The 20493-nt window shown below is 33.1% G+C and carries 21 protein-coding genes and 1 riboswitch; of the genes, 5 read left to right on the forward strand and 16 right to left on the reverse strand.

Features of this window, described 5'->3' with window-relative positions; all coding sequences use genetic code 11:
- Positions 1 to 12 precede the first annotated feature (12 nt).
- Positions 13 to 933: a YihY/virulence factor BrkB family protein gene (locus tag ACOX6R_RS01375; protein WP_433446464.1), complete on the forward strand. Its 921-nt coding sequence runs from the start codon at positions 13 to 15 to the stop codon at positions 931 to 933.
- Here ACOX6R_RS01375 and ACOX6R_RS01380 read toward each other — a convergent pair.
- From ACOX6R_RS01380 to ACOX6R_RS01400, 5 genes are all read right to left on the reverse strand, one after another.
- On the reverse strand, positions 930 to 1529 hold the full coding sequence (locus tag ACOX6R_RS01380; protein ID WP_433446466.1) for a ComF family protein: 600 nt from the start codon (positions 1527 to 1529) through the stop codon (positions 930 to 932). The genes ACOX6R_RS01375 and ACOX6R_RS01380 overlap by 4 nt on opposite strands.
- Complete coding sequence (gene recD2 / locus ACOX6R_RS01385) at positions 1516 to 3699, reverse strand: SF1B family DNA helicase RecD2 (protein ID WP_433446468.1); 2184 nt, start codon at positions 3697 to 3699, stop codon at positions 1516 to 1518. Before recD2 ends, ACOX6R_RS01380 begins: the two co-directional genes overlap by 14 nt.
- Before the next feature lie 109 nt (positions 3700 to 3808).
- Positions 3809 to 4699 carry a hypothetical protein gene (locus ACOX6R_RS01390; RefSeq protein WP_433446470.1) on the reverse strand — a complete coding sequence of 297 codons (891 nt, stop codon included), beginning with the start codon at positions 4697 to 4699 and terminating at the stop codon, positions 3809 to 3811.
- 86 nt (positions 4700 to 4785) lie between these two features.
- On the reverse strand, positions 4786 to 5955 hold the full coding sequence (gene metK, locus ACOX6R_RS01395) for a methionine adenosyltransferase (RefSeq protein WP_433446472.1): 1170 nt from the start codon (positions 5953 to 5955) through the stop codon (positions 4786 to 4788).
- Positions 5956 to 6019: 64 nt separating this feature from the next.
- Positions 6020 to 6113: riboswitch (SAM riboswitch) on the reverse strand.
- Between the two features lie 41 nt (positions 6114 to 6154).
- The gene (locus ACOX6R_RS01400) at positions 6155 to 7108 is read right to left on the reverse strand and encodes an AEC family transporter (protein WP_433446474.1); all 954 of its coding nucleotides are present in this window, start codon (positions 7106 to 7108) and stop codon (positions 6155 to 6157) included.
- A gap of 121 nt (positions 7109 to 7229) precedes the next feature.
- Here ACOX6R_RS01400 and ACOX6R_RS01405 point away from each other — a divergent pair, with 121 nt between their 5' ends.
- The 4 genes from ACOX6R_RS01405 (at position 7230) to ACOX6R_RS01420 (ending at position 11603) form a co-directional block, all read left to right on the forward strand.
- A complete protein-coding gene (locus ACOX6R_RS01405; protein WP_433446476.1) occupies positions 7230 to 8138 on the forward strand; it encodes a hypothetical protein in 909 nt (302 codons plus the stop codon).
- 53 nt (positions 8139 to 8191) lie between these two features.
- Complete coding sequence (locus ACOX6R_RS01410; RefSeq protein WP_433446478.1) at positions 8192 to 8401, forward strand: DUF1858 domain-containing protein; 210 nt, start codon at positions 8192 to 8194, stop codon at positions 8399 to 8401.
- Positions 8402 to 8488: 87 nt separating this feature from the next.
- The gene (locus ACOX6R_RS01415) at positions 8489 to 10495 is read left to right on the forward strand and encodes a YcdB/YcdC domain-containing protein (RefSeq protein WP_433446480.1); all 2007 of its coding nucleotides are present in this window, start codon (positions 8489 to 8491) and stop codon (positions 10493 to 10495) included.
- Between the two features lie 73 nt (positions 10496 to 10568).
- On the forward strand, positions 10569 to 11603 hold the full coding sequence (locus tag ACOX6R_RS01420; RefSeq protein ID WP_433446482.1) for a polysaccharide deacetylase family protein: 1035 nt from the start codon (positions 10569 to 10571) through the stop codon (positions 11601 to 11603).
- A gap of 43 nt (positions 11604 to 11646) precedes the next feature.
- On the opposite strand, the gene ACOX6R_RS01425 is transcribed toward ACOX6R_RS01420, so the two are convergent.
- The 11 genes from ACOX6R_RS01425 to ACOX6R_RS01475 all read right to left on the reverse strand — a co-directional run.
- Positions 11647 to 12210 (reverse strand): manganese efflux pump MntP, encoded by a 564-nt coding sequence (locus tag ACOX6R_RS01425; RefSeq protein WP_433446484.1) that lies wholly within the window; start codon positions 12208 to 12210, stop codon positions 11647 to 11649.
- Between the two features lie 179 nt (positions 12211 to 12389).
- On the reverse strand, positions 12390 to 13220 hold the full coding sequence (locus ACOX6R_RS01430; protein WP_433446486.1) for a bifunctional 5,10-methylenetetrahydrofolate dehydrogenase/5,10-methenyltetrahydrofolate cyclohydrolase: 831 nt from the start codon (positions 13218 to 13220) through the stop codon (positions 12390 to 12392).
- On the reverse strand, positions 13213 to 14670 hold the full coding sequence (locus tag ACOX6R_RS01435; protein WP_433446488.1) for an alanine/glycine:cation symporter family protein: 1458 nt from the start codon (positions 14668 to 14670) through the stop codon (positions 13213 to 13215). The genes ACOX6R_RS01430 and ACOX6R_RS01435 overlap by 8 nt, the downstream gene beginning before the upstream one ends.
- A 13-nt stretch (positions 14671 to 14683) precedes the next feature.
- The gene (gene glyA, locus ACOX6R_RS01440; RefSeq protein WP_433446490.1) at positions 14684 to 15946 is read right to left on the reverse strand and encodes a serine hydroxymethyltransferase; all 1263 of its coding nucleotides are present in this window, start codon (positions 15944 to 15946) and stop codon (positions 14684 to 14686) included.
- 71 nt (positions 15947 to 16017) lie between these two features.
- Positions 16018 to 16698 carry a helix-turn-helix domain-containing protein gene (locus ACOX6R_RS01445; protein WP_433446492.1) on the reverse strand — a complete coding sequence of 227 codons (681 nt, stop codon included), beginning with the start codon at positions 16696 to 16698 and terminating at the stop codon, positions 16018 to 16020.
- Complete coding sequence (locus tag ACOX6R_RS01450) at positions 16685 to 18079, reverse strand: cupin domain-containing protein (protein WP_433446494.1); 1395 nt, start codon at positions 18077 to 18079, stop codon at positions 16685 to 16687. Before ACOX6R_RS01450 ends, ACOX6R_RS01445 begins: the two co-directional genes overlap by 14 nt.
- Positions 18080 to 18200: 121 nt before the next feature.
- Positions 18201 to 18428, reverse strand: coding sequence for a glutaredoxin family protein (locus ACOX6R_RS01455; protein ID WP_433446496.1), 228 nt, complete (start codon positions 18426 to 18428; stop codon positions 18201 to 18203).
- Positions 18429 to 18478: 50 nt separating this feature from the next.
- Positions 18479 to 18829, reverse strand: coding sequence for an ArsR/SmtB family transcription factor (locus ACOX6R_RS01460; RefSeq protein ID WP_433446498.1), 351 nt, complete (start codon positions 18827 to 18829; stop codon positions 18479 to 18481).
- A 2-nt stretch (positions 18830 to 18831) separates the two neighbouring features.
- Positions 18832 to 19683 carry a 16S rRNA (adenine(1518)-N(6)/adenine(1519)-N(6))-dimethyltransferase RsmA gene (gene rsmA, locus ACOX6R_RS01465; RefSeq protein WP_433446504.1) on the reverse strand — a complete coding sequence of 284 codons (852 nt, stop codon included), beginning with the start codon at positions 19681 to 19683 and terminating at the stop codon, positions 18832 to 18834.
- The gene (gene rnmV, locus ACOX6R_RS01470) at positions 19676 to 20236 is read right to left on the reverse strand and encodes a ribonuclease M5 (protein WP_433446500.1); all 561 of its coding nucleotides are present in this window, start codon (positions 20234 to 20236) and stop codon (positions 19676 to 19678) included. Before rnmV ends, rsmA begins: the two co-directional genes overlap by 8 nt.
- Positions 20233 to 20493 (reverse strand): TatD family hydrolase (locus ACOX6R_RS01475; RefSeq protein ID WP_433446502.1); only part of this gene is annotated, 261 nt, incomplete at its 5' end. The genes ACOX6R_RS01475 and rnmV, both read right to left, overlap by 4 nt.

Consider the following 20493-nt stretch of genomic DNA (forward strand, 5'->3'; position numbering starts at 1 on the left):
TAGAGGTGTCCAATGAATTCACTAAAAAATTTTATAAATAAGTCCAAAGATAAACCTAGTTTTATCTTTTTTGACAAGCTCCTCTATAGACTCACAACTCACGACACCATAGCTTATGGTGCAAGCATGACTTACTTTTTTGTATTGTCTATGTTCCCATTTTTAATTGCGCTAATTAACGCAGTTAACTTTTCGGGACTATTTAATGCTGAGCTAGTAAGTTTGATGGAATATTTGCCAAAAGATGTATATGACATAGTAATAGATTTTTTATCTGAAATATCTGAGTCTTCTTCAGGAAGCTTCTTTACTATTTCTGTGTTTCTAGGACTTTTTTCTGCATCAACTGCAATTTATAAACTTATTAAAATCATAAATAACGCCTATGGATTTAAAGAGACTAGAAATTATCTTACTCTAAGACTTACTGGACTAGTCTTTACAATCGCACTGATTGTCATGTTAATACTTCTATCAGTAGGTCAGGTCTTTGGAGAAATTATTGTAAAGACACTTAGTATTTACATTGACTCTCAAAATTTCTCCCTCATGAGATTCTACAATCTAACGAAGACTGCATTTCCTTTTGCATACATGATTGTAATTTTTATGCTTCTGTATAAATATTCACCATCGGCAACTAATAGAGACTTAGTTACATTTAAGTCAGTCTTTCCAGGTGCAATCTTTTCATCAGTTATGCTAATCGTTGCAACTTTTGGATTTGCATTCTATGTAAATAACTTCGGCTCATACAATGTAACTTATGGATCCCTTGGAGGTATTATAGTGTTTCTTATCTGGCTATTTTTAACTTCTACAATTATTATTATCGGAGCAGAAATAAATGCCACACTATACTCAATGAAGCACTTCCCAAGCCTAAATTCTTGGCCAAGGCACGATTCAATAGCAAAAGATTTTGTCAATTAGGCGATTTCTGTAGCTGTCACAATGGCAGCTACTTTTTTTATGCCATTTTCCCTTGCAACTTTAACAAGCTCACTAATCGTTGTGCCCGTCGTTATTACATCATCTGTTATTAAAATATTTTCTGAATAATTTTTGAGGGCGAAGGAATTTTCTAAATTTTTCTTCCTCTCACTTTCACCTAGACCCACTTGAAAGGGCGTCTCTTTAATTTTTTCAAAAACTTCAACATATTCTAAATCGAGCTCTCTTCCAATATATTTTGCCAAAAGCCTAGCTTGATTGTAGCCCCTCTTGTCTTCTCTTTTTTTAGTCATTGGAACAGATGTGATTACATAATCATCTAAATTATATTTTAAAAGTTTCTCTATCATAATATCTCCCAAGATTTCTTCATAGCTAAGTTTATTGTTAAACTTAAATCTCAAGAGTATCTTCTTCAAGAGTCCGGAATATGTGGCACCAATTTCTAAAAATTCTATTCCATCAATTGGATATGAAAATGCAGGATTTTTATTTATAAATTCCATACAGTCATCGCATATTAATTTATCATAAATTTTCTTTTCACAATTTATGCAATAATTATATTTTTTCATCTCTCGCCTTCACTAATTTATCTGCAAGCTTTGAATATCTCTTGCGCGTCTTGTTATTTTCTATCATTTTGTATAAATAATCATAAATCCCCACCAAAACTACAACTTTTGATGCTCTCGTTATGGCTGTATAAATTAAATTTCTTGTAAGTAGAATTGGCGGCGCAAAATAAATTGGGATTATCACAATTGGAAATTCACTGCCCTGAGACTTGTGAATTGTCATGGCATAAGATAAGCTTAGCTCCTCTAAGCTGTCCCTGTCATATTTTACTTTTCTAAATCCGTCAAATGTTACTTCAAGCTCTTTATTTTCCTTATCAATTTTAGAAATATAGCCCATGTCTCCGTTAAAGACTCCCTTGTTGATGTCGGAATAAAAATCATTTTCGACTTTTCCTTCGAGTTCATAATTATTTTTGGTCTGCATAACTCTGTCGCCAAGTTTAAACTTTGTGCCCATAATTTCTATATACTCTTCGGATTTATTTAGATGTTCCTGCAAAACCTTATTTAAATTAATCGTCCCAACATTTCCCTTTTTCATTGGAGTTAGGACTTGTATGTCTGATGGCTCCACATTAAAATAATTTGGAAGCCTTGTCGTTATTAAATCCTTAATAGTTTCAACGCCCTTCATCTCACCATTTTCGTGAATCATAAAGAAGTCGCCTCGGTTTAAAACTGGCACTTCACCCTTATTTATTAAGTGGGCATTTTTTACTATCATGGAATCGCGAGACTGTCTAAAGATTTCTTCAAGGTTTACGTAATGAAATACTTCTGATTTTAAAATATCTGATAAGACATTGCCCGCTCCAACAGATGGAAGCTGATCTTTGTCGCCAACTAATATGAGTCTTGTTGGACTATTTATCGCCTTTAAAAGAGTCTGCATTAGGAGAATATCGACCATACTCATCTCATCAACAATTAACACATCACAATCAAGCTCTTCAATATTGGAAAACTCAAGTCCATCTCCTGCAGAAATTTCAAGAAGTTTGTGAATCGTAAAGGCGTCTCTTCCAGTCTGCTCCTTCATTCTCTTTGCAGCTCTTCCCGTAGGTGCTGCGAGCTTTATTTTTTTATCGAGAGACTCAAAAATATCTATTATAACTTTAAGCGTTGTGGTTTTCCCAGTTCCCGGACCGCCAGTAATTATAAATACTCCCTTTTCGATTGATTCTTTCACTGCATTTTTTTGTGTGTTTGAAAGTTTAATTTTTCGAAATTCTTCTATCTCTTCAATTTTTTTATCTATGTCGATGTCTTCATCAAAGGAAATGTTTAGTTCATTTAACTTGCCTGCAACAAAGTTTTCTGCTTGCAGATATCTTGTAAAGTAGCAGTTATACTCTTCTCCAACTTTTTCCACGATGAAGTTTTCTTCAAAAGAAAGAGTCTTTGCAACTTCTTCTATACTTTCAAATTTTACATTTAAAATTTTTTCTGTCTTTTTGATTAGCTCTTCAATTGGAAGATAGGAGTGTCCATCGCCTGAAGCCATTAAAAGCACATACTTAAGACCTGCAACTTTTCTAAATTCTGAGTCTTTATCAATTCCCATGGATTTTGCAATGGCATCGCAAGATTTAAACCCCATTCCACGAATTCTTCCGATTAGTTCATAAGGATTTTTTTGGACAACTGATATGGAGTCGTCGCCATATTCTTTATAAATTTTAATTATTGTATTTGATGGAATGTTGTACTTTGAAAAATATAAAAATACTTTTCGCATTGCGTACTGCTTGTCTAGAGCTTCCTTTATTTCTTTATATTTTTTTCTGCCAATTCCCCTTATTGAAAGGAGCTTCTCAGGATTATTTTCAATTACATTTAAGGTCTCTTCCTTAAACTCTTCGACAATTCTTTTTGCCATCTTCTCACCTATGTGAGGAATCATAGATGATGAGAGATAATTTACTATTCCCTTTTCTGTTTCAGGCAGGTTTTCTTTATACTCTTCGAATTTAAATTGTTCGCCGTATCGTGAGTGGTATGTAAAGTCGCCAAGAAATTCGTAACTTGAATTCTCGTTAAAAAAACTTGTGTATCCGACTACAACTATTTCGCCGTCTTCTTCAGTTTCAATTTTTGCAACGGTATATCCGTTTTCGTCATTTTTAAAAATTATTTTTTCCACGTGTCCGAATACGCTTATCAATTTAAACACCTCCTCATTATTGTATCAGTTTTTTATGTATATATACAGAAAAATCCGCCCACTAGGGACGGATCAAACATTTTATTAATTTTCTCATTAAATCTTTCGATTAAATTCCAGATACATCTTCTCCAGCTGCTCTTCTTCTTTCCACGTCTTCGTCATGTTCTTTTGTAACTTTTTGAACGATTTCTTGTGGAATGTCGATTGAAATTTTTTCAACTTCGCCAAGCTCAACTGGTCCACCAATCATATATTTTCTTCCATCTTCAAGATCATATACAAGAACTTCTAGTTCTCCGCCTGGTTGTTTTACAACGATTTTATAATCTTCATCAAGATTATTTATATCTGGATTTATTGTGTTTACAAGAGCTGCTGTTCCTGAACCACAAGAAGATTCTCTAACAAGAGTTTCTGTCTTTGGTACATAAACATATGGAATTATTTCACTCTTATCTTTATTATAAAATACTACTCCATAGGCATCTGTTTCGTGACCTGCTTTTATTGCTTTTATTGCTCTAATAGCAAAGTCTTCGTCTTCTTCTCTGTCGTCGATTATAACATGAGAAATTCCTGGAAGATGAACGAGCTTATAATTTCCACCTTCAAGTTCAACATCTTCAATGCTTTCTGGCTCTTCCATTGCAACATAAGCAGTTTGTTTTTTTACATCGGCAACTACATCAGTTACGCCTTCTTTACCACTTACATAAACTTCAATGTCAACTGGTCCTTCTACATCGTAAAAAGAAGCTGAATAAAGTCCATAAGCACGTGTTGCATTTGCGCAGAACTCTCCACCCATCATATCCATACGAAGAGGTGCCCCTTCATAGGCAGGAGAAATAAAGCCAACTTGCTCAACAGTTTCATCGATTTGTTCTCTTATGCAATCTGTGTAAGCTTTTCTATATCCAGGATAAACAGGCCAAACAACAAATCCTGTAATGTTACCTGCAGGATTTGCTCTAAAATAATTAAAACTTTTCTTCATAATCAATCCTTCTTCTAATAATAAAATTGTCTCGCTATAATATAACTACCCAATAATAAAATTATTGATACATTTATTGTAATAGATTATAAATACTTTTTCAAAGCTTCAACTTTGTCTGTCTTCTCCCATGGAAGATCTAAATCATTTCTTCCGAAATGTCCGTATGATGCAACTTGTCTATAAATAGGTCTTAGAAGATCAAGATCTCTAATTATTGCAGCAGGTCTTGCATCAAAGTTTTCGTTAACTATCTCTTCAATTTTTTCATCTGATAATTTTCCTGTGCCAAATGTATCTACATAAATAGAAGTTGGTTTTGCAACTCCTATGGCATAGGCAAGTCCAATTTCAACTTTGTCACATATTCCAGCAGCAACAAGATTCTTTGCAATGTATCTTGCATAATAAGTTGCAGATCTATCTACCTTAGTTGGATCTTTTCCTGAGAATGCTCCACCGCCGTGACGAGCGAATCCACCGTATGTGTCTACGATTATTTTTCTTCCAGTAAGTCCAGCATCAGCCATTGGTCCTCCAAGTACAAATCTTCCTGTTGGGTTGATGTAGTACTCAGTTTCCTCGTCAATTAAATCTTTTGGAATAACTTCTTCAATTACTTCTCTTTTGATGTCTTCACGAATTTTTTCTATGTCAACATCTGGAGAGTGTTGAGATGAAACTATTACGTTTTTAACTTTAACTGGCTTATCATCTTCATAAAGAACAGTAACTTGTGATTTGCCATCTGGTCTTAGATAGTCAAGAGTTCCATCTTTTCTAACTTCAGTAAGTCTCTTTGATAATTTGTGTGCAAGAGAAATTGGAAGAGGCATGTACTCTTCTGTTTCATTTGTCGCATATCCAAACATGATACCTTGGTCACCAGCTCCAAATGAGTCTAAGAAATCTACTCCTTCTTCTTTAAATCTATCTACACCCATTGCAATATCTTTTGATTGTTCTTTTATTGAAGATACAACTGCGCAAGTTTTGCCATCAAAACCATACTTTGCTCTATTGTATCCAATATCATCTAGAACTTTTCTTGTAATTTTTTCTACATCAACATAAGCCTCTGTACTTATTTCACCAGTAACAAAAATAATTCCTGTTGAAGCAAGTGTTTCGCAAGCTACCCTTGCGTCTTTGTCATTTTTTATTATCTCATCTAGAATCGCATCAGAAATTTGGTCGCAGACTTTATCTGGATGCCCTTCTGTTACAGATTCAGAACTAAATTGCCATCTTTTCATTTTATCCTCCTTAATTTCACCTAATAAAAAAACCTCACTAAGGTGAGGAAAATAAAAAATATTAACCTCATCTTTCAGACATGCGTCTGTGGGATTTGGCACCAAAAAAGGTTGCCGGGTTTCATCGTGCCCATTCACTCCACCACTCTTAATAAGGTTTACTCATTAAATTGTCTTTAATTATAACACACAAACTTACTTAGTACAATAAATTAAAGTAATTCATTAAACTTATTCCAATTGGAAATGTAAGTATGCTAAGAGCAAAGGAAAATGTAATTACTTTTGATGCCAACTGATAGTCTGAGTCCATTTGTTTTGTAAACACAAAACAGTTTACTGCGCATGGAGTTGCCCAAAATACATAAGCTATTCCAAGCTCCATATTGCTAAATCCAAGAAGAATTCCAATAGGAACCATTACAAGTGGAGACAAAACTGTCTTTATAAGTGCAGATGTCAAAATAGCTCTTGAATCTTTTGATGCTCCTTCGAATTTTAAACTTGCTCCGATTAAAATTAGAGAAAGAGGTGTAGATAATTTTGAAATCATCTCAATTGATCTTTCTATTCCAGAATAAACTGGAATGTTTAAAAAGTTAAATAAACTTCCCAAAATTATTCCAATTATCATAGGATTTTTTATTATTTTTATCAATATGTCGACAATATTAATTCTTTTATTTTCACTTTCGCCATAATAAGTAAGCACTACTATGGCAACAATATTATATAGAGTAAGTCCAAAAGCAACTATTACAATTATGTGCTCAAGGGACTGAGTGCCATTATAAATCATATCTAAAATTGGAAATCCTACGTAAACAAAATTAGATCTATAGGAGCAGTGAATGAATGCAGATAATTTTTTGTTGTCATCTTTTATAATTAGCTTTCCTATTATCCAAGAGATAACTGTTACAATTATTACTCCGCTTAAAATATAAATTACATATTTAGGATGCAGCGACTTTATGTCTGCGTTCTTTATATCGTAGAACAATTTAAAAGGAAGAGCTATATAAAATACGAGCCAAGTGCCCTTGTCAACAAAGTTTGAGTCAATATATCCTCTTTCTTTTGCTATGTATCCAATTGCCAGCACAAAAAATATGGGAAAAACTATATTAAATCCCAAAAATAAACTTTCCATCTAATCCCTCCTCTTTCATTATATTTCATAAAATTACTCTTGTCGAGGGAGGTGTTTTCAAATAGAATAGATGATAGAAAGCAAAATATATTATTATATTAATAATTAATTAGGAGGAAACATGAAAAAATTTGTAGCAGTTTTAACTACATCGCTAGTTCTTCTTTCTGGCACATCTGTATTTGCTGGAGCGAAAGTTTCAAATCAAGATCTTATCTTCGATGGAGTTAAACAAGAAATTAAAGGTTATAACATTGGAGATAACAATTACTTTAAACTAAGAGACATTGCAGCACTACTTGACGGAACAAAGGCTGAGTTTGGCGTAGACTATGACGAAGAAAGACGCGCTGTAAAAATTGAAAGAGGCGGAGATTATACTAAAAAAGAAGACGACTTAAAGCTACTTTCTGATTCACTAACTGATCCAATTAAATCTAATCACAGAGTGCTCGTTGATGACTACGAAGTGAACTTCACATCATATACAATTGATGGTTACAATTATTTTAAATTAAGAGAGCTTGGAAGAGTAATTGGTTTTTATGTAGACTTTGACGAAGACAGCGGAAGTGTTATACTAAAATCCGAAAAGCTTGATCCAAAACCTATTGTGAATAATCAAATAACTCTTCAAATCACAAGTTATGCAACAAGCTACAATGACACACACTATAAAACATCTGAAAAGCCAACTCTTACTATAGATGACTTTTTCAAAAATATTAATTCAAATGTGCTTGGAGCAACAAATGGACAGGCATCTGCTAAACAAGAATATATTAAAGCAGATGGTGTAGTACTTGTAACTCCAAACATTCCAAAATATGTTGGAAAGTTTAGCTACACTCCAAAAATTAGAATCACTCAAGGCGAAAATGTAAAAGTAATAGATTACGATGGAGAAATTGACATTTCAAAGGTTTTATCTGATAATGGATTTGAACCAAATAATAAATTTGAAATCTCACTTGGATCATTAAATACTGACAACAGTTTTAATAATTATTCAAGTTTCGTTTATAATTAAAATTGGTTTTAAATACCCCTATACGGGTAATTATAATGATAGGAGGTGTTAAGATGGAAGTTAAAAAAGACATGCTTATAGGCGAGATACTTTCAAAAAAACCTGAATCAATTGGAACACTAATGAGTTTTGGAATGGGATGCATTATGTGCCCATCTTCTCAAATGGAATCACTTGAAGAAGCTGCAATGGTGCACGGAATCGACCCAGACGCTCTAATCACTGCACTAAACAGTGACAACAAGGAAAGTTCTGAAGCATAATAGATAAAGGGAAGTTAGTGCTTCCCTTTTTTTACATATGAAAAAATTTACATTCATAAATATAAAACCAACCCAAGGAGTGTTTTAATGAAAAAATATAAAAACTTAGTTATCGCAAGTGTCCTATCTGCCACTTTGATAAACCCAGCTCTTGCAGCTGCAAAAACTAATAATGCTACAGATAATGCCGAAGTCCAAACTATTTCTGAAGAAAGTGTAAAGGGAGAACTTCAAAATATTAAAAAGACTTTTAACATATCCAATGACTATGAATTTTTTAATATTTCCCGCACACCTGTCGACAATATTACAGAAAATAAATTTTTAAAAGATCTCACTAAAAAAGCCTACATCACAAATTACGATTGGTCTGATGAAAAATTAGGCTCAGTTAATGTGAGCGTAAATTCTGATGGAGATTTAGTAAGCTACTCAAAAATTTATGGCAAAAACTTAGAAGATATGCCTCTAGAAAATAATGTATCAAAAAAAGATGCTGAAGATGCAGTTCTAAAAGTTTTAAACGGAGTAATAAATAATTTTGACAAAAAATTTGTACTAACAGACTATTCTATTGACAGATATACAGGAGAGATGGTCTTCTCATACAACAGAAGCATGAACGGTGTCGTATTTGTCGATCAAGTTATGAATGTAACTTATTCTCCAAAGACAAATGAAATAGTATTTATTAGCACTGACTCAAGCTATGGCAACTCAATTTCTTTTGTAAAAGATTCAAACTTCAAAAAAGACGACAAAATTGGAATGGATAAAGCCAAAGAAACTCTTTTAAAGGAATCTCCACTTAGACTTTCTTATGTAGTTCGCGGCGACAAATCACATAGAGTTTTCTATACAGAAATGCCAAATATAAATGCTCGTACAGGAGAAGTTGAAAAGAATAATAGAAGAAATATATATAGACCGATGTCCGAAGCAAAGGACGAAGCTAAACAGGCAAATGATCTAAGCCCTGCTGAAAAAGAAAAACTTCAAGGCATAAAAAACCTTGCTCCTCAATCTGAAGCTAAAAAAGTAGCTAAAGAAATAATTGGAGATGACTACAAGGTTAAGAGCTTTGGAACTTATACTCACAACAAAATGTACACTTATGACATCACACTTGTAAAAGATGAGTTTCAAGCTGATGTAGTTTTAGATGCAAAAAATTTAGATCTAATTTCACTTTCTAATTTTGAAAGTTCTAAAAATACTAAAAAATTAGATGAAAAAGAACTTAAGAAAATTGCAGTTGAGCTAATCCGTGAATATACAAACACTAATGACCTAAACTTCAAAAAAATGGTTGTCACAATGTATGATGATTATGCAGAAGTATTTGTTCCAAGATATCTTTACACAAGACCTGTAATTAACGATGGAATTAGAGTTGAAATTAATTACGACAAAAACGTAAATTATTTCTCTAAAGACTTCTCAAATGTTGAATTTGACAAGAGAAATGTCGACATGACTCCAGAAGAAGCCTCAGACATTTATTTTGCATCAAAAGATTTTGGACTAAAGTATCAAATGACTGACGAAGGACCAAAACTTTATTACGGCTCTATCAATTCAATAAATCCGCTAATTGGAAAAGATAAAATTCTAAGAGATATTTCTGGTGAAGTTATAAACTTCAAAGAACAGATAAAATACGAAGACTTGGACAAAGCTAAAAACAAAGATGTTATTAATTATATGACTGATGCAGGCATAGGAATTATTAACAAAAACTTGCAAGACAAAGTAACTTATCTAGAATTTGTAAATTTATTAGATAGCTATGATTCTGAAGCTTCAAACTCACTTGGCGAAGCTTATGGAATTAAAGGCCTTGAAAAGATTAAAGACAAAAACATTGTAGAAAAAGATGCAGTCAAGGCAATTGTTTATTACAAGAACTTAAATAAATTTACTGAAGCAAAGAAAATATTTAAAGAAGATATTTTTGAAAATCAAAAAGATTTAAAAGATTATGAAAATTATTATATCGTGGCAAAAGGATTTGATTTAATAGAAGACAAAATTGAACCTGATAAAGAAATGACTCTTGAAGAAATTTTGTATTTAATTAATAGAACAATGTAATCAGTTATATTGTAATCTTTTTGTTGTTGAATCTCGTGCTTTTCTGATGTATATTACCTAGTGGAGGATTTGTATGCACGAAACAGATAAAGATTTAAACAATATCAGTCGGAACATGGAAAGGCGAAAAGAACAAAGAAGAAGGCGAGCAAGAAAGATTAAGAGGAGACGTCAGATTATCTCTATATCGCTACTTGTACTCATAATAATTCTTATTTTTTCAAAGCTCAGCTCATGTTCTAAGAAAAAAAATATGACTCATTCCCCTGCTCTTATGTGGTACTACTCAAACGCCACTCACAAGAGAAGGCCCTATAGATTATTTTATGGAGCAGATGAACTTTCAAACCAAGTGTTGGAACCAATAAGAAAATTTGAAGATGAATTTATCGTAAGTGGGTCCAATCACTTAAAGAAAGTTGATAAATTTGCCTACGATACTGAAGAGATTTCTCATTTTATAGAGACAGACTCTAATGACCTTGACAAAAAAATTGTATTTTTAACTTTTGATGACGGTCCAAATTTAAAAATTACTCCTCAAATTTTAGATACACTAAAAAGAGAGGATGCACGCGCAACATTTTTCTTAGTAGGAAGCTCAATTAACGAGACTCACAAAGATGTTGTTAGAGAAATTCTTGCAAATGGAAACTCCATTGCGACTCACTCCTTCTCTCACGATTATTCTTATCTCTATCCTGAGAGGACAGTAAATCCTGATAGAGTCCTTGATGAGATAAATAAATCAAATGAGAGACTAAGAGAAATACTTGGAGATAGTTTCCACTCAGGCGTATTTAGATACCCTGGCGGCAAGATGTCGTGGAACAATGTGGAAGCGTCTGATGAGCTACTTGCAAAAAATGGAATTCATTGGATTGACTGGAACACTCTAACTGGTGATGCTCAAAGAAAATCCGACAGACCTACAACGCCAGCTGGTCAAGTTGAATATATAAATAAAACTTTGCACAAAAATAAAAAGACAAATATTGCTGTAGTTCTTTCGCACGATGCGAACAACAAACAGCTAACTGCAGATGCACTTTCATCTGTCATAAAATATTTTAGAGACAACGGATATGAATTTGGAATTTTAAAATAATTTAAAGCCTCATAAGATAACTTATGAGGCTCTTTTCATGCAATTATGCAATTATTCCCAAATGTTCAAATAGTATTTTCGTTCCCAAAAATATAAGTACGAGTCCACCGGCAATTTGTGCCTTGTCCTTAAATTTAATTCCAAAGCTCCTGCCAATTTTTACTCCAATTAGTGAGATAAAGAATGTAATTATACCAATAGTTGCTGATCCGTAATAAATATTTTTGTCTAGGAAGGCAAAAGAAATTCCAACGGCAAGTGCATCGATTGAAGTTGCAATTGATAACATAAATAGACTCTTAAAGTCCATCACTCCGCTGTCGATGTCACAAGTTTTATCTCGCGACTCCCTAATCATGTTTACGCCAATTAAAACCAAAAGCACAAAAGCAATCCAATGATCAATTGCCTTTAAGCTCTCGGCAAAAGTCTCTGCCAGTTTATAACCAATAAATGGCATTAGAGCTTGAAAAAATCCAAAGAAGAGCGCTACGATTATACCGTTTTTAATAAAATTTTTCTTAATAGAAAGTCCTTTGCAAATCGCTGCAGCAAATGCATCCATTGCAAGACCAACACCTAACAAACTATATTCTGCTATTTCCAAAAAATCACCACTTAAATTAAAATTAGACTAGGCATATAATTATACAACAAGTTTTCTATAATTAAAACTTTTACAGTAATATTTTTAAGAATTTATCAAGTATAGTATTAAAAAAAAGTCTAATCCACAATAATATGAATTAGACTCTTTAAATATTTTTATTTCACTAAAAGGTTTTATTATAAATAATAATTTATAACATTTTCTAGAAGTAGTAGGTTCGTAATGCTTCCAATTCCACCTGGCACTGGTGAGAAGGCTTTTATTTTTCCATCGACAGACTCTTCGTCGAGATCTCCTCTAAATTTCCCCTCACTATTTTTTGAAGTGCCAATGTCTATTACTGTGGCATCTTCGTTAAAGTAAGTTTCATCTAAAAATTCTGCCTTGCCCACTGCTGAAAAAATTATATCTGCGTTCTTTGTGTGTTTTCTTAAATCCTTTGTGCCAATGTGACAAATTGTAACTGTCGCAAGTTCTTTTAATAGTATCATGGCAAGTGGCTTTCCCACAACATTTGAGTGATTTATTATTACAGTCTCTTTGCCCTTTAAATCATATCCATAATGTTTTAAGAGCTCAAAGCTTGCCTTTGGTGCAAGCGGAATAAATCCATCAATGTCTCCTGCATAAACTTTTGCCATGTTTAATGGGCTCATGCAGTCAATGTCTTTTTTGGGATCAAGAGCAAGTGAAATTTTTTCTTCATCAAATTTTTCTGGAAGAGGTCTAAAGATTAATATACCTCCAACTTTTTCGTCTTCATTTAGCTCTTTTATTTTTCCCAAGATTTTATCTTCTGATACATCTAAGCTGTAGGAATTTACATCTACACTGATACCTAGTTTTTCAGAAGTTTTCTTGATTCCTCTTTCATAAGCAGAGCTTCCTGGATCTTCGCCAATTCTTATAATTGAAATCACTGGGGAGAAACCAATTTTTTTAATTTTTTCTTTTAAATCTAAAGTCTTTTTTTCTACATAATCTTTTGCGTAGAGAATCTTAGTCATTTTCATCCTCTTTTATATTATTTTTCCAAACATCTGATACATCTTTAAGTCCCAATTTATCTGGGTCAAATGTTGGAGTTTTTCCTAATTTTTCTTGTTCTTCATAATCTTTATAAATTTTTACAGCTTTATTTCCTATTAAGATTAAAGTGAATACATTTATCCACGCCATTAGTCCGTGAGCCATATCTCCCATATCCCACACTGTGTTTACAGATGAGATACTTCCCAAGAATACGGAGATGACAAAGACTACTTTTAAAATTGTAATAGGAAGTTTCTTTTCGCCAACTAAAAATATTAAATCACTTTCGGCATATAAATAGTATGCAAGTAAGGCAACTGATGAGAAGCACAAAACAGATATTGCAATAAAGGCCTCTCCAATTCCTGGAAAGACAGTGTTTACTGCATTTATTACATAGGCATTTCCATATTCAACGCATGGCAAATGTTCAACGATTGTGTTTCCAAGTTTATCTACAACATTGTATGAATCTGTAATAATTATCATGACAGCTGATGTTGTACACACGAAGAAAGTTCCCATGAATACAGAAAGTGCTCCGATAAAACCTTGTGTCACTGGGTGCTTTACTTCTGCCGTTGCTGATGTGATTGCAGAAGAACCAACTCCTACTTCGTTTGCAAATACTCCTCTTTTGATACCCCAGCTAACTGCTTGACCCATTATACCGCCAAACACTGCGTCAGCACCAAAAGCTGATTTAAATATTAATGCGATTGCAGATCCAAATTTATCAAAATTAAAAATTATAACTACAATGGACATTAAAAAGTAAAGTATTGCCATAATAGGTGAAACTCTTTGCGCCACATTGCCAATTCTTTTTAATCCACCTATGATTATTATACCAAATACAATACTAAATACAGCACCAACTACTACCATATCTACGCCAAAAGCTAAATTAATTCCCTTGGCAATGTTATATGTTTGCACTCCAGGCATTAGAAGTGTTACTGCAAAAACTCCAACTACTGAATAGAAAAGTGCAAAGGCGCGTCCTACTTTTTTATTGTCAAAGCCCCTTTCCATGTAGTAAGATGGGCCACCTCTAAACTCGCCATTTACTTCAAGTTTATAAGTTTGTGACATTATACCTTCAATCATGGCAATTGGTGAACCAACTATGGCAAGAACCCAAAGCCAAAATATAGCTCCCGGCCCACCAAAGTGAATACCTGTTGCCATTCCCGCAATATTTCCAACTCCAACAGTTCTTGCTGCTGTTAGTACAAAGGACTGCAACTGGTTAAGTCCCTTATCTGAGTCGGATTTTTCTTTGCTAGAATGAATCATAGTCTTCATCTTTCTTATTTGTGGAAACTTCATTCTAATTGAAAAGTATAGGCCACTAATTAAAACTAGAAGCACCAAGGGCATGGACCAAACCATGCCATTTAATTTGCTAATAAGTTCTGCCATAAAATCACCCACATTACATAATCTCTTTTAAATCTTCGTCGCTATATAGTGGAAAATCTTCGATTAATTTGTCTGCTCTTTCTCTTAACTCATCTAACTTTTCTTTATTGTTTACATTTTCAGCAACTTCATTCATAATGCTTGCAATTTCTGAAATTTCTTTTTCTCTTAGTCCTCTTTGAGTAACTGAAGTAAGACCAATTCTAACACCACTTGTAACATTTGGTCCCTCAGGGTCAAATGGAATTTGGTTTTTATTAACTGTGATTCCCACATAGTCCAGTGCGTCGTCAAATTCTTTTCCTGTAATGTTTTTGTTTCTAACATCAACGAGAACTATGTGTGTGTCAGTTCCTCCACTTACAATTCTAAATCCATAATTTTCTAATTCTTTTGCAAGGTGTTTTGCATTAACTGGAATTTGTCTCATTATGCTTCTAAATTTTTCGCTCTTTGCATACTCAAATAGCCAGCACTTAGCCGCCATTGTAGTGAGGTGCATTGAACCGAGTGAACCAGGAAATACTCCCTTGTCGAGTTTATCTGCATATTCTTTTTTGCACATTACAAATCCAGCTCTTGGTCCACCAAGTGTCTTTGTAGTTGATGATGTTACAAAATCTGCATATGGCACTGGTGATGGAACAACTTCTGCTGCAACAAGTCCTGAGATGTGAGCCATATCAACCATAAAGTAGGCATCTACTTCTTTTGCTATCTTTGCAATTCTTTCAAAATCAATAAGCCTTGGATAAGCTGAACCTCCAGCTATAATTAATTTTGGTCTAAATTCTTTCGCCTGTTTTTCTAAACCGTCATAATCTATTTGTTCTGTGTCTTTATCTATTGCATAATGTTCAAAGTTAAAAAATCTGCTCATGAAATTTGCCTTTGAACCGTGAGATAAGTGTCCACCTTGGTCAAGTTTCATTGACATAACCTTGTCGTCTTTTTTTAATATTGCAGCATATACTGCATAATTTGCTGTGGAACCTGAATAAGGTTGGATGTTTATGTGATCGCATCCATAAAGCTCCATACCTCTTTTATTTGCTAAAATTTCTAATTCATCTGCAACGTGAGACCCTGCTTGGAATCTCTTGCCAGGGTATCCTTCTAGAGTTTTATTCGTAAAAATACAACCTGAAAGCTCCATTATTTCAACTGGAACAGTACTTTCTGAAGCTATCATTTCAATATTGTGCTTTTGTCTTTCTAATTCTTTTCCAACTATTTCATATAATAACGGATCGCTTACTTTAGTTTTATTCAACATATTATCAACTCCTTGATAATATATTAATACAATCAAGTGCTATAATATTGTTAAAAAATATCATAAAGGTGTTAAAATATATCAGTTTGAATGAACTTTTTATACTCCTGTGGCGTCATGTTAAACCTTTGGTAAAACTTTTTATAAAAATTGCTCTCGTCTGAATAGTAAACTTTATTTATTATGCTCTTTATGTTTTCGTCTGAATTCTTTAAATAGTAGATAAAATTTTTAAACCTTATATCCCACAAGTAATCATTAAAATTAATTTTGACTTTCTTTTTAAAGAGGCGAGATAAGTTTGACGGCTTCATATAAAATTTTTCGGCAAATTCTTTTATTGTGAGATTATGCATATACATTTTTTCAATGTCAAAAAGCATTGAGTCGATTATTTTATCACCTGTGGTCTTCGCTTTTAAAACAAATTCCAAAGGCTCTAAGAGCTCAGTAAATCTTATTGGCTTTAACAAAATATCCACAGCTCTAAATCTTAATGCCTTCTTTGCCAAATAAAAATCGTCGTACTGCGTAAGTAGTATGTAACTATTTTCTGGATTTTTACTCATAAAATCAAAAGCGTCAAATTTTTGAGAATCAAGTGAGATAAAAATAATTTCTCCACTTATAGAAGTATTTAAAATATTTTTAAAATTATCATCTATTACATTTAAGCTTATTGGAAAGGGATACATCTTAATAAATTTTTCCAAAATCTTTTTTGTAAGTAAATCGTCATCAATTAAATACATAACTTCCTCTTATTATTATCTTTGCACTGGTCATATTATCAGCGCTTTCATAAAAGAATTTAAAATCATCGCCATAATATTTTTTAAGTTTCTTGTAGATGATATTAAGGCTTCCTCTTCCAAATTTTATATAATTATTTATCTGCTTAGTTGAATTTATGTCTAACTTGTTGCCATTATTTACCACTTCGATATTTAAATTTCCGTCCGCATCTTTTTTAATATTAATTTTTACAATTTTATCTTTAACTTTTTTTGATACGCCGTGCAAAATTGCATTTTCAACTAGTGGCATAATTATATTAGATGGGACTTTTACTTTTTCTAAGTCCTCGTCAATAGATGCGTCAAAAATAAAATTCTTAAAATATCTCTTCGCATAAAAGCTTGCCAAAATTCTAGTAAACTGAACCTGATAATAAATTGGTTCAAAATCATTTTTATCCGCTTCTGCATATCTTATGATGTAGGATAAATCAACTATCATGTCATATAGTTTTTCATTTTCAGAGGCTTCATTGGCAAGCACATTTATGGCATTAAGTAAAAAGTTCCTGCCAAGTTTTAAATCTAAAACTTCTGAACTTTTTTTATCGAGCCTATCTTCAATATCTTTTATAACTTTTCCCTTCGACTCAATTTCTTTATTGATATTATCAAGCCTTGATGAAATCGAATTAAAATCCAAAAAAGTCTCTACAATTTTTCCAAGGTCTCTCGATATATTCATCATCGATTCGATTGAGCCCTTGTAAATTTGGTCTTCAGTGAAATTTTTAACACTTGGAAAATATCCAGAAGTTATGGTGCACATCAATTCGCCTTGATATACAGATTTTGAAATTATCATTTTGCCATCTATGTCGTTATTCTTTAAATCTTTTGACTTAGTTAAGAGTTTGTAATGCTCCTTTAACTCATCATCTCTAAATCCACTGCCAAGTGAATTTTTGTAAATTATTTTTCCCTTGGCATCAAAAATTATAATTGGAAAATTTAAGCTATTTAAATTAACTTCGTTTGTTATAAAGTTTATTGCAGACTTTAGCGAATTATTTCCAAAAGTATTAATTTTGTCGTATTTAATAGAAATTGGCGTGCTGACGCACAGATCAACTAGCTCGTCCTCGCCAAGATTTACTGTTGCGTGTTTTGAATTTGCTGGAAAATAAACATCGTCGCCTTCACTTAAAATTATTTCTCTATCATTTACGGTGTATCTTCCAGATCCCTTTAAAACTTTTATATACTGCTCATTTCCGTAGTGGATGTGCTCTTTCTGCACACCGCCCACCTTTATGTGCGATATTCCAATATTAACTTGCCCTTCAAGTGTTGCGACCCACTCGACATAACCCCATTCAAAGCTTTGTTTTCTCATAAAATCATTCCATTAATATTTAAAAAAAGGCCATGAGCACTTAAACTCATAGCCTTTTGATGCAATACAAACTATGAACCAGAAAATTCTGACTCAATTAGTCTAAACGCATTTTAACTTCTTATTTTAAAAGTTCATCTATTCTTTTTTTGTCAAATCCTACAATCTCTTCGTCACCAATACAAATTACTGGTACGCCAGTGTAGCCCATTGCCATTAATTCGTCTCTTGCTTCTTTATCTGTTTGTACGTTTTTTTCTTCAAAATCTACATCTTTTTCTTTTAAATAATCCTTTGCCATTGTGCAATAAGGACATGTGTTACTTGTATATACTTTTACTTTACTCATTTCCATTCCTCCTATTAATTAGTATACCCATATTTTTTTTCATAAATCATTCAAATTTTATGTTTTGCATGATCTATACCGAATTTAAAAATGCTAAATACATGCTCATCATCAAGAGAGTAATAAGCTCTTCTTCCAACTCTTGAAACTTTAATGAGCCTTTGAGCTTTTAAAAATGCCAATTGATGAGATATTGATGATTGACTCATCTCCATTAACTTTGCAATGTCTGACACACAAAGCTCGCTCTTGCTAAGCGCATAAAGTATTTTTAATCTCGTCGGATCTGAAAGTGATTTAAAGATTTGAGATATTATTTCGATTAATTCGTCATTATCTCTAAATTCTCTAATATCTCTTTCTAAATCCTCATCTATTTTATCAATATATTCTTCTCTCATAGTTACACCACACTTTTTAAATTAATACTTAGGACTTTAAATTCATCGAGATTTAATGATTCCGCTCTTCTCATGGGATCAATATTGGAAAGCATAAGAGCCTTCCTGTACTCATCTTTTGTAAAGTCCAGATTTGAATTTGAAAGTGAATTTAATATGGTCTTTCTCCTAGTAGTAAAGGCCGCCCTTGTCACTTTAAATAAAAAGTCCGTATCAAAGTCATCATTCTCTTTCATCTTTAGAGTTATGACAGCTGAATCTACATTTGGTTTTGGCATAAATACAGTTTTTGGCACATTAAAATTATAAAAGCTATCGCTGTAGTAATTAATAAATACAGAAAGCGAACTGTAGTCCTTGCTGTTTGGACCAGCTGAAAGTCTCTTTGCAACTTCCTTTTGCACCATAACTGTTATTGAAATTAAGTTCACATTAGAAAGTATTAACTTCTCAACTATGGGCGTCGTCACATAGTAAGGAAGGTTTGCAACAACTTTAAAGGCCTCTTCATTAAAATGCTCTTTAGAAAATTCCTTTAAATCTATTTCCAAAATATCGCCATACACAACTTCGACATTTTCATAAGGCAGAGTCTCAGCATGTACTTTTTTTAATTTTTCGTCTATTTCAACAGCAACAACTTTTTTTGCGCGCAGGGCAAGCTCCTCTGTAAGAGTTCCAACACCTGGCCCAATTTCAAGCACATTATCTTCCTCACTTATTTCGGCTGCATCTACAATCTTTCTTACAATATTTCCATCAATCAAAAAGTTTTGTCCCAAAGATTTTGTAAATCTAAAGCCATATTTATTTAATATTTCTGTTAGCCTACTCGGCTTATAAAGTCTATCTATTAGAATTCACCTGCCTAAGTGCCTCTTGGAATTCTTCTCTTGTTATCCCAAAAGAGTTTAATTTATTTAAAGTTTTTTTTGCATTTCCATAGCCAATTTTTAAAATTTCGCAGAGTTCTTCTCGTCTCTTGCTCGCATCTTCTGAATTCACAAGGTTATTTTCGATTAAATCATCCATTGTGTATTCGCTTGATTTTTCAAATTCCGTCGCGCGTGCCGCCTTAAGAGCTTTTAAAATGTCATCAGGTGCTGCATTTTCTACGCCAATATCTCCATTTTTTGTGGAAACTTTTTGGGCTAAGTAGGCGTGCTTTGCCGTTGGAATTTCCTTTGCAATCCTCTCTCTAATTTGTGAACCCATATAATCTGAGTCTGTAAAAATTATAAGGCCATTTCGCTTCTCAACTTCTTTTAATGTGTTTATTAATTTTTTTCCAAATCCAAAACCATGCGTGTAATAAATCTCAGCGTCGACAGCAGCCTTAACTGCCGTTATGTCATCTCTTCCCTCCACTACAATGGCTTCTTTTATTGTAGGTTTTTCCGGTTTCATATTCCAAAAAACCTCTTTGTGTTTTCATCAGTATGGCGAACTAGTTCTTCAACAGTTATGTTGCGAAGATCTGCAATATATTCTGCAACAAGCTTAACATATTTCGGTTCATTTCTCTTGCCTCTGTGAGGAACTGGAGTCATATAAGGACAGTCAGTTTCTAAAAGGAGTCTATCAAGGTCCACTACCTCTGCAACTTCTTTTGGAGTCTTTGCATTTTTAAAAGTTACTGCTCCGCCAAGGGCAATGTAGTCGCC

Origin of the sequence: Peptoniphilus sp. (genome assembly GCF_050943655.1) — a bacterium.
Taxonomy (GTDB): Bacteria; Bacillota; Clostridia; order Tissierellales; family Peptoniphilaceae; genus Peptoniphilus_A.

Coding starts and splice junctions, on each gene's coding strand:
- ACOX6R_RS01375 (WP_433446464.1), top strand. CDS start 13: ATGAATTCACTAAAAAATTTTATAAATAAGTCCAAAGATAAACCTAGT.
- ACOX6R_RS01380 (WP_433446466.1), bottom strand. CDS start 1,529: ATGAAAAAATATAATTATTGCATAAATTGTGAAAAGAAAATTTATGAT.
- ACOX6R_RS01390 (WP_433446470.1), bottom strand. CDS start 4,699: ATGAAGAAAAGTTTTAATTATTTTAGAGCAAATCCTGCAGGTAACATT.
- metK (WP_433446472.1), bottom strand. CDS start 5,955: ATGAAAAGATGGCAATTTAGTTCTGAATCTGTAACAGAAGGGCATCCA.
- ACOX6R_RS01400 (WP_433446474.1), bottom strand. CDS start 7,108: ATGGAAAGTTTATTTTTGGGATTTAATATAGTTTTTCCCATATTTTTT.
- ACOX6R_RS01405 (WP_433446476.1), top strand. CDS start 7,230: ATGAAAAAATTTGTAGCAGTTTTAACTACATCGCTAGTTCTTCTTTCT.
- ACOX6R_RS01410 (WP_433446478.1), top strand. CDS start 8,192: ATGGAAGTTAAAAAAGACATGCTTATAGGCGAGATACTTTCAAAAAAA.
- ACOX6R_RS01415 (WP_433446480.1), top strand. CDS start 8,489: ATGAAAAAATATAAAAACTTAGTTATCGCAAGTGTCCTATCTGCCACT.
- ACOX6R_RS01420 (WP_433446482.1), top strand. CDS start 10,569: ATGCACGAAACAGATAAAGATTTAAACAATATCAGTCGGAACATGGAA.
- ACOX6R_RS01430 (WP_433446486.1), bottom strand. CDS start 13,220: ATGACTAAGATTCTCTACGCAAAAGATTATGTAGAAAAAAAGACTTTA.
- ACOX6R_RS01435 (WP_433446488.1), bottom strand. CDS start 14,670: ATGGCAGAACTTATTAGCAAATTAAATGGCATGGTTTGGTCCATGCCC.
- glyA (WP_433446490.1), bottom strand. CDS start 15,946: ATGTTGAATAAAACTAAAGTAAGCGATCCGTTATTATATGAAATAGTT.
- ACOX6R_RS01445 (WP_433446492.1), bottom strand. CDS start 16,698: ATGTATTTAATTGATGACGATTTACTTACAAAAAAGATTTTGGAAAAA.
- ACOX6R_RS01450 (WP_433446494.1), bottom strand. CDS start 18,079: ATGAGAAAACAAAGCTTTGAATGGGGTTATGTCGAGTGGGTCGCAACA.
- ACOX6R_RS01455 (WP_433446496.1), bottom strand. CDS start 18,428: ATGAGTAAAGTAAAAGTATATACAAGTAACACATGTCCTTATTGCACA.
- ACOX6R_RS01460 (WP_433446498.1), bottom strand. CDS start 18,829: ATGAGAGAAGAATATATTGATAAAATAGATGAGGATTTAGAAAGAGAT.
- rnmV (WP_433446500.1), bottom strand. CDS start 20,236: ATGAAACCGGAAAAACCTACAATAAAAGAAGCCATTGTAGTGGAGGGA.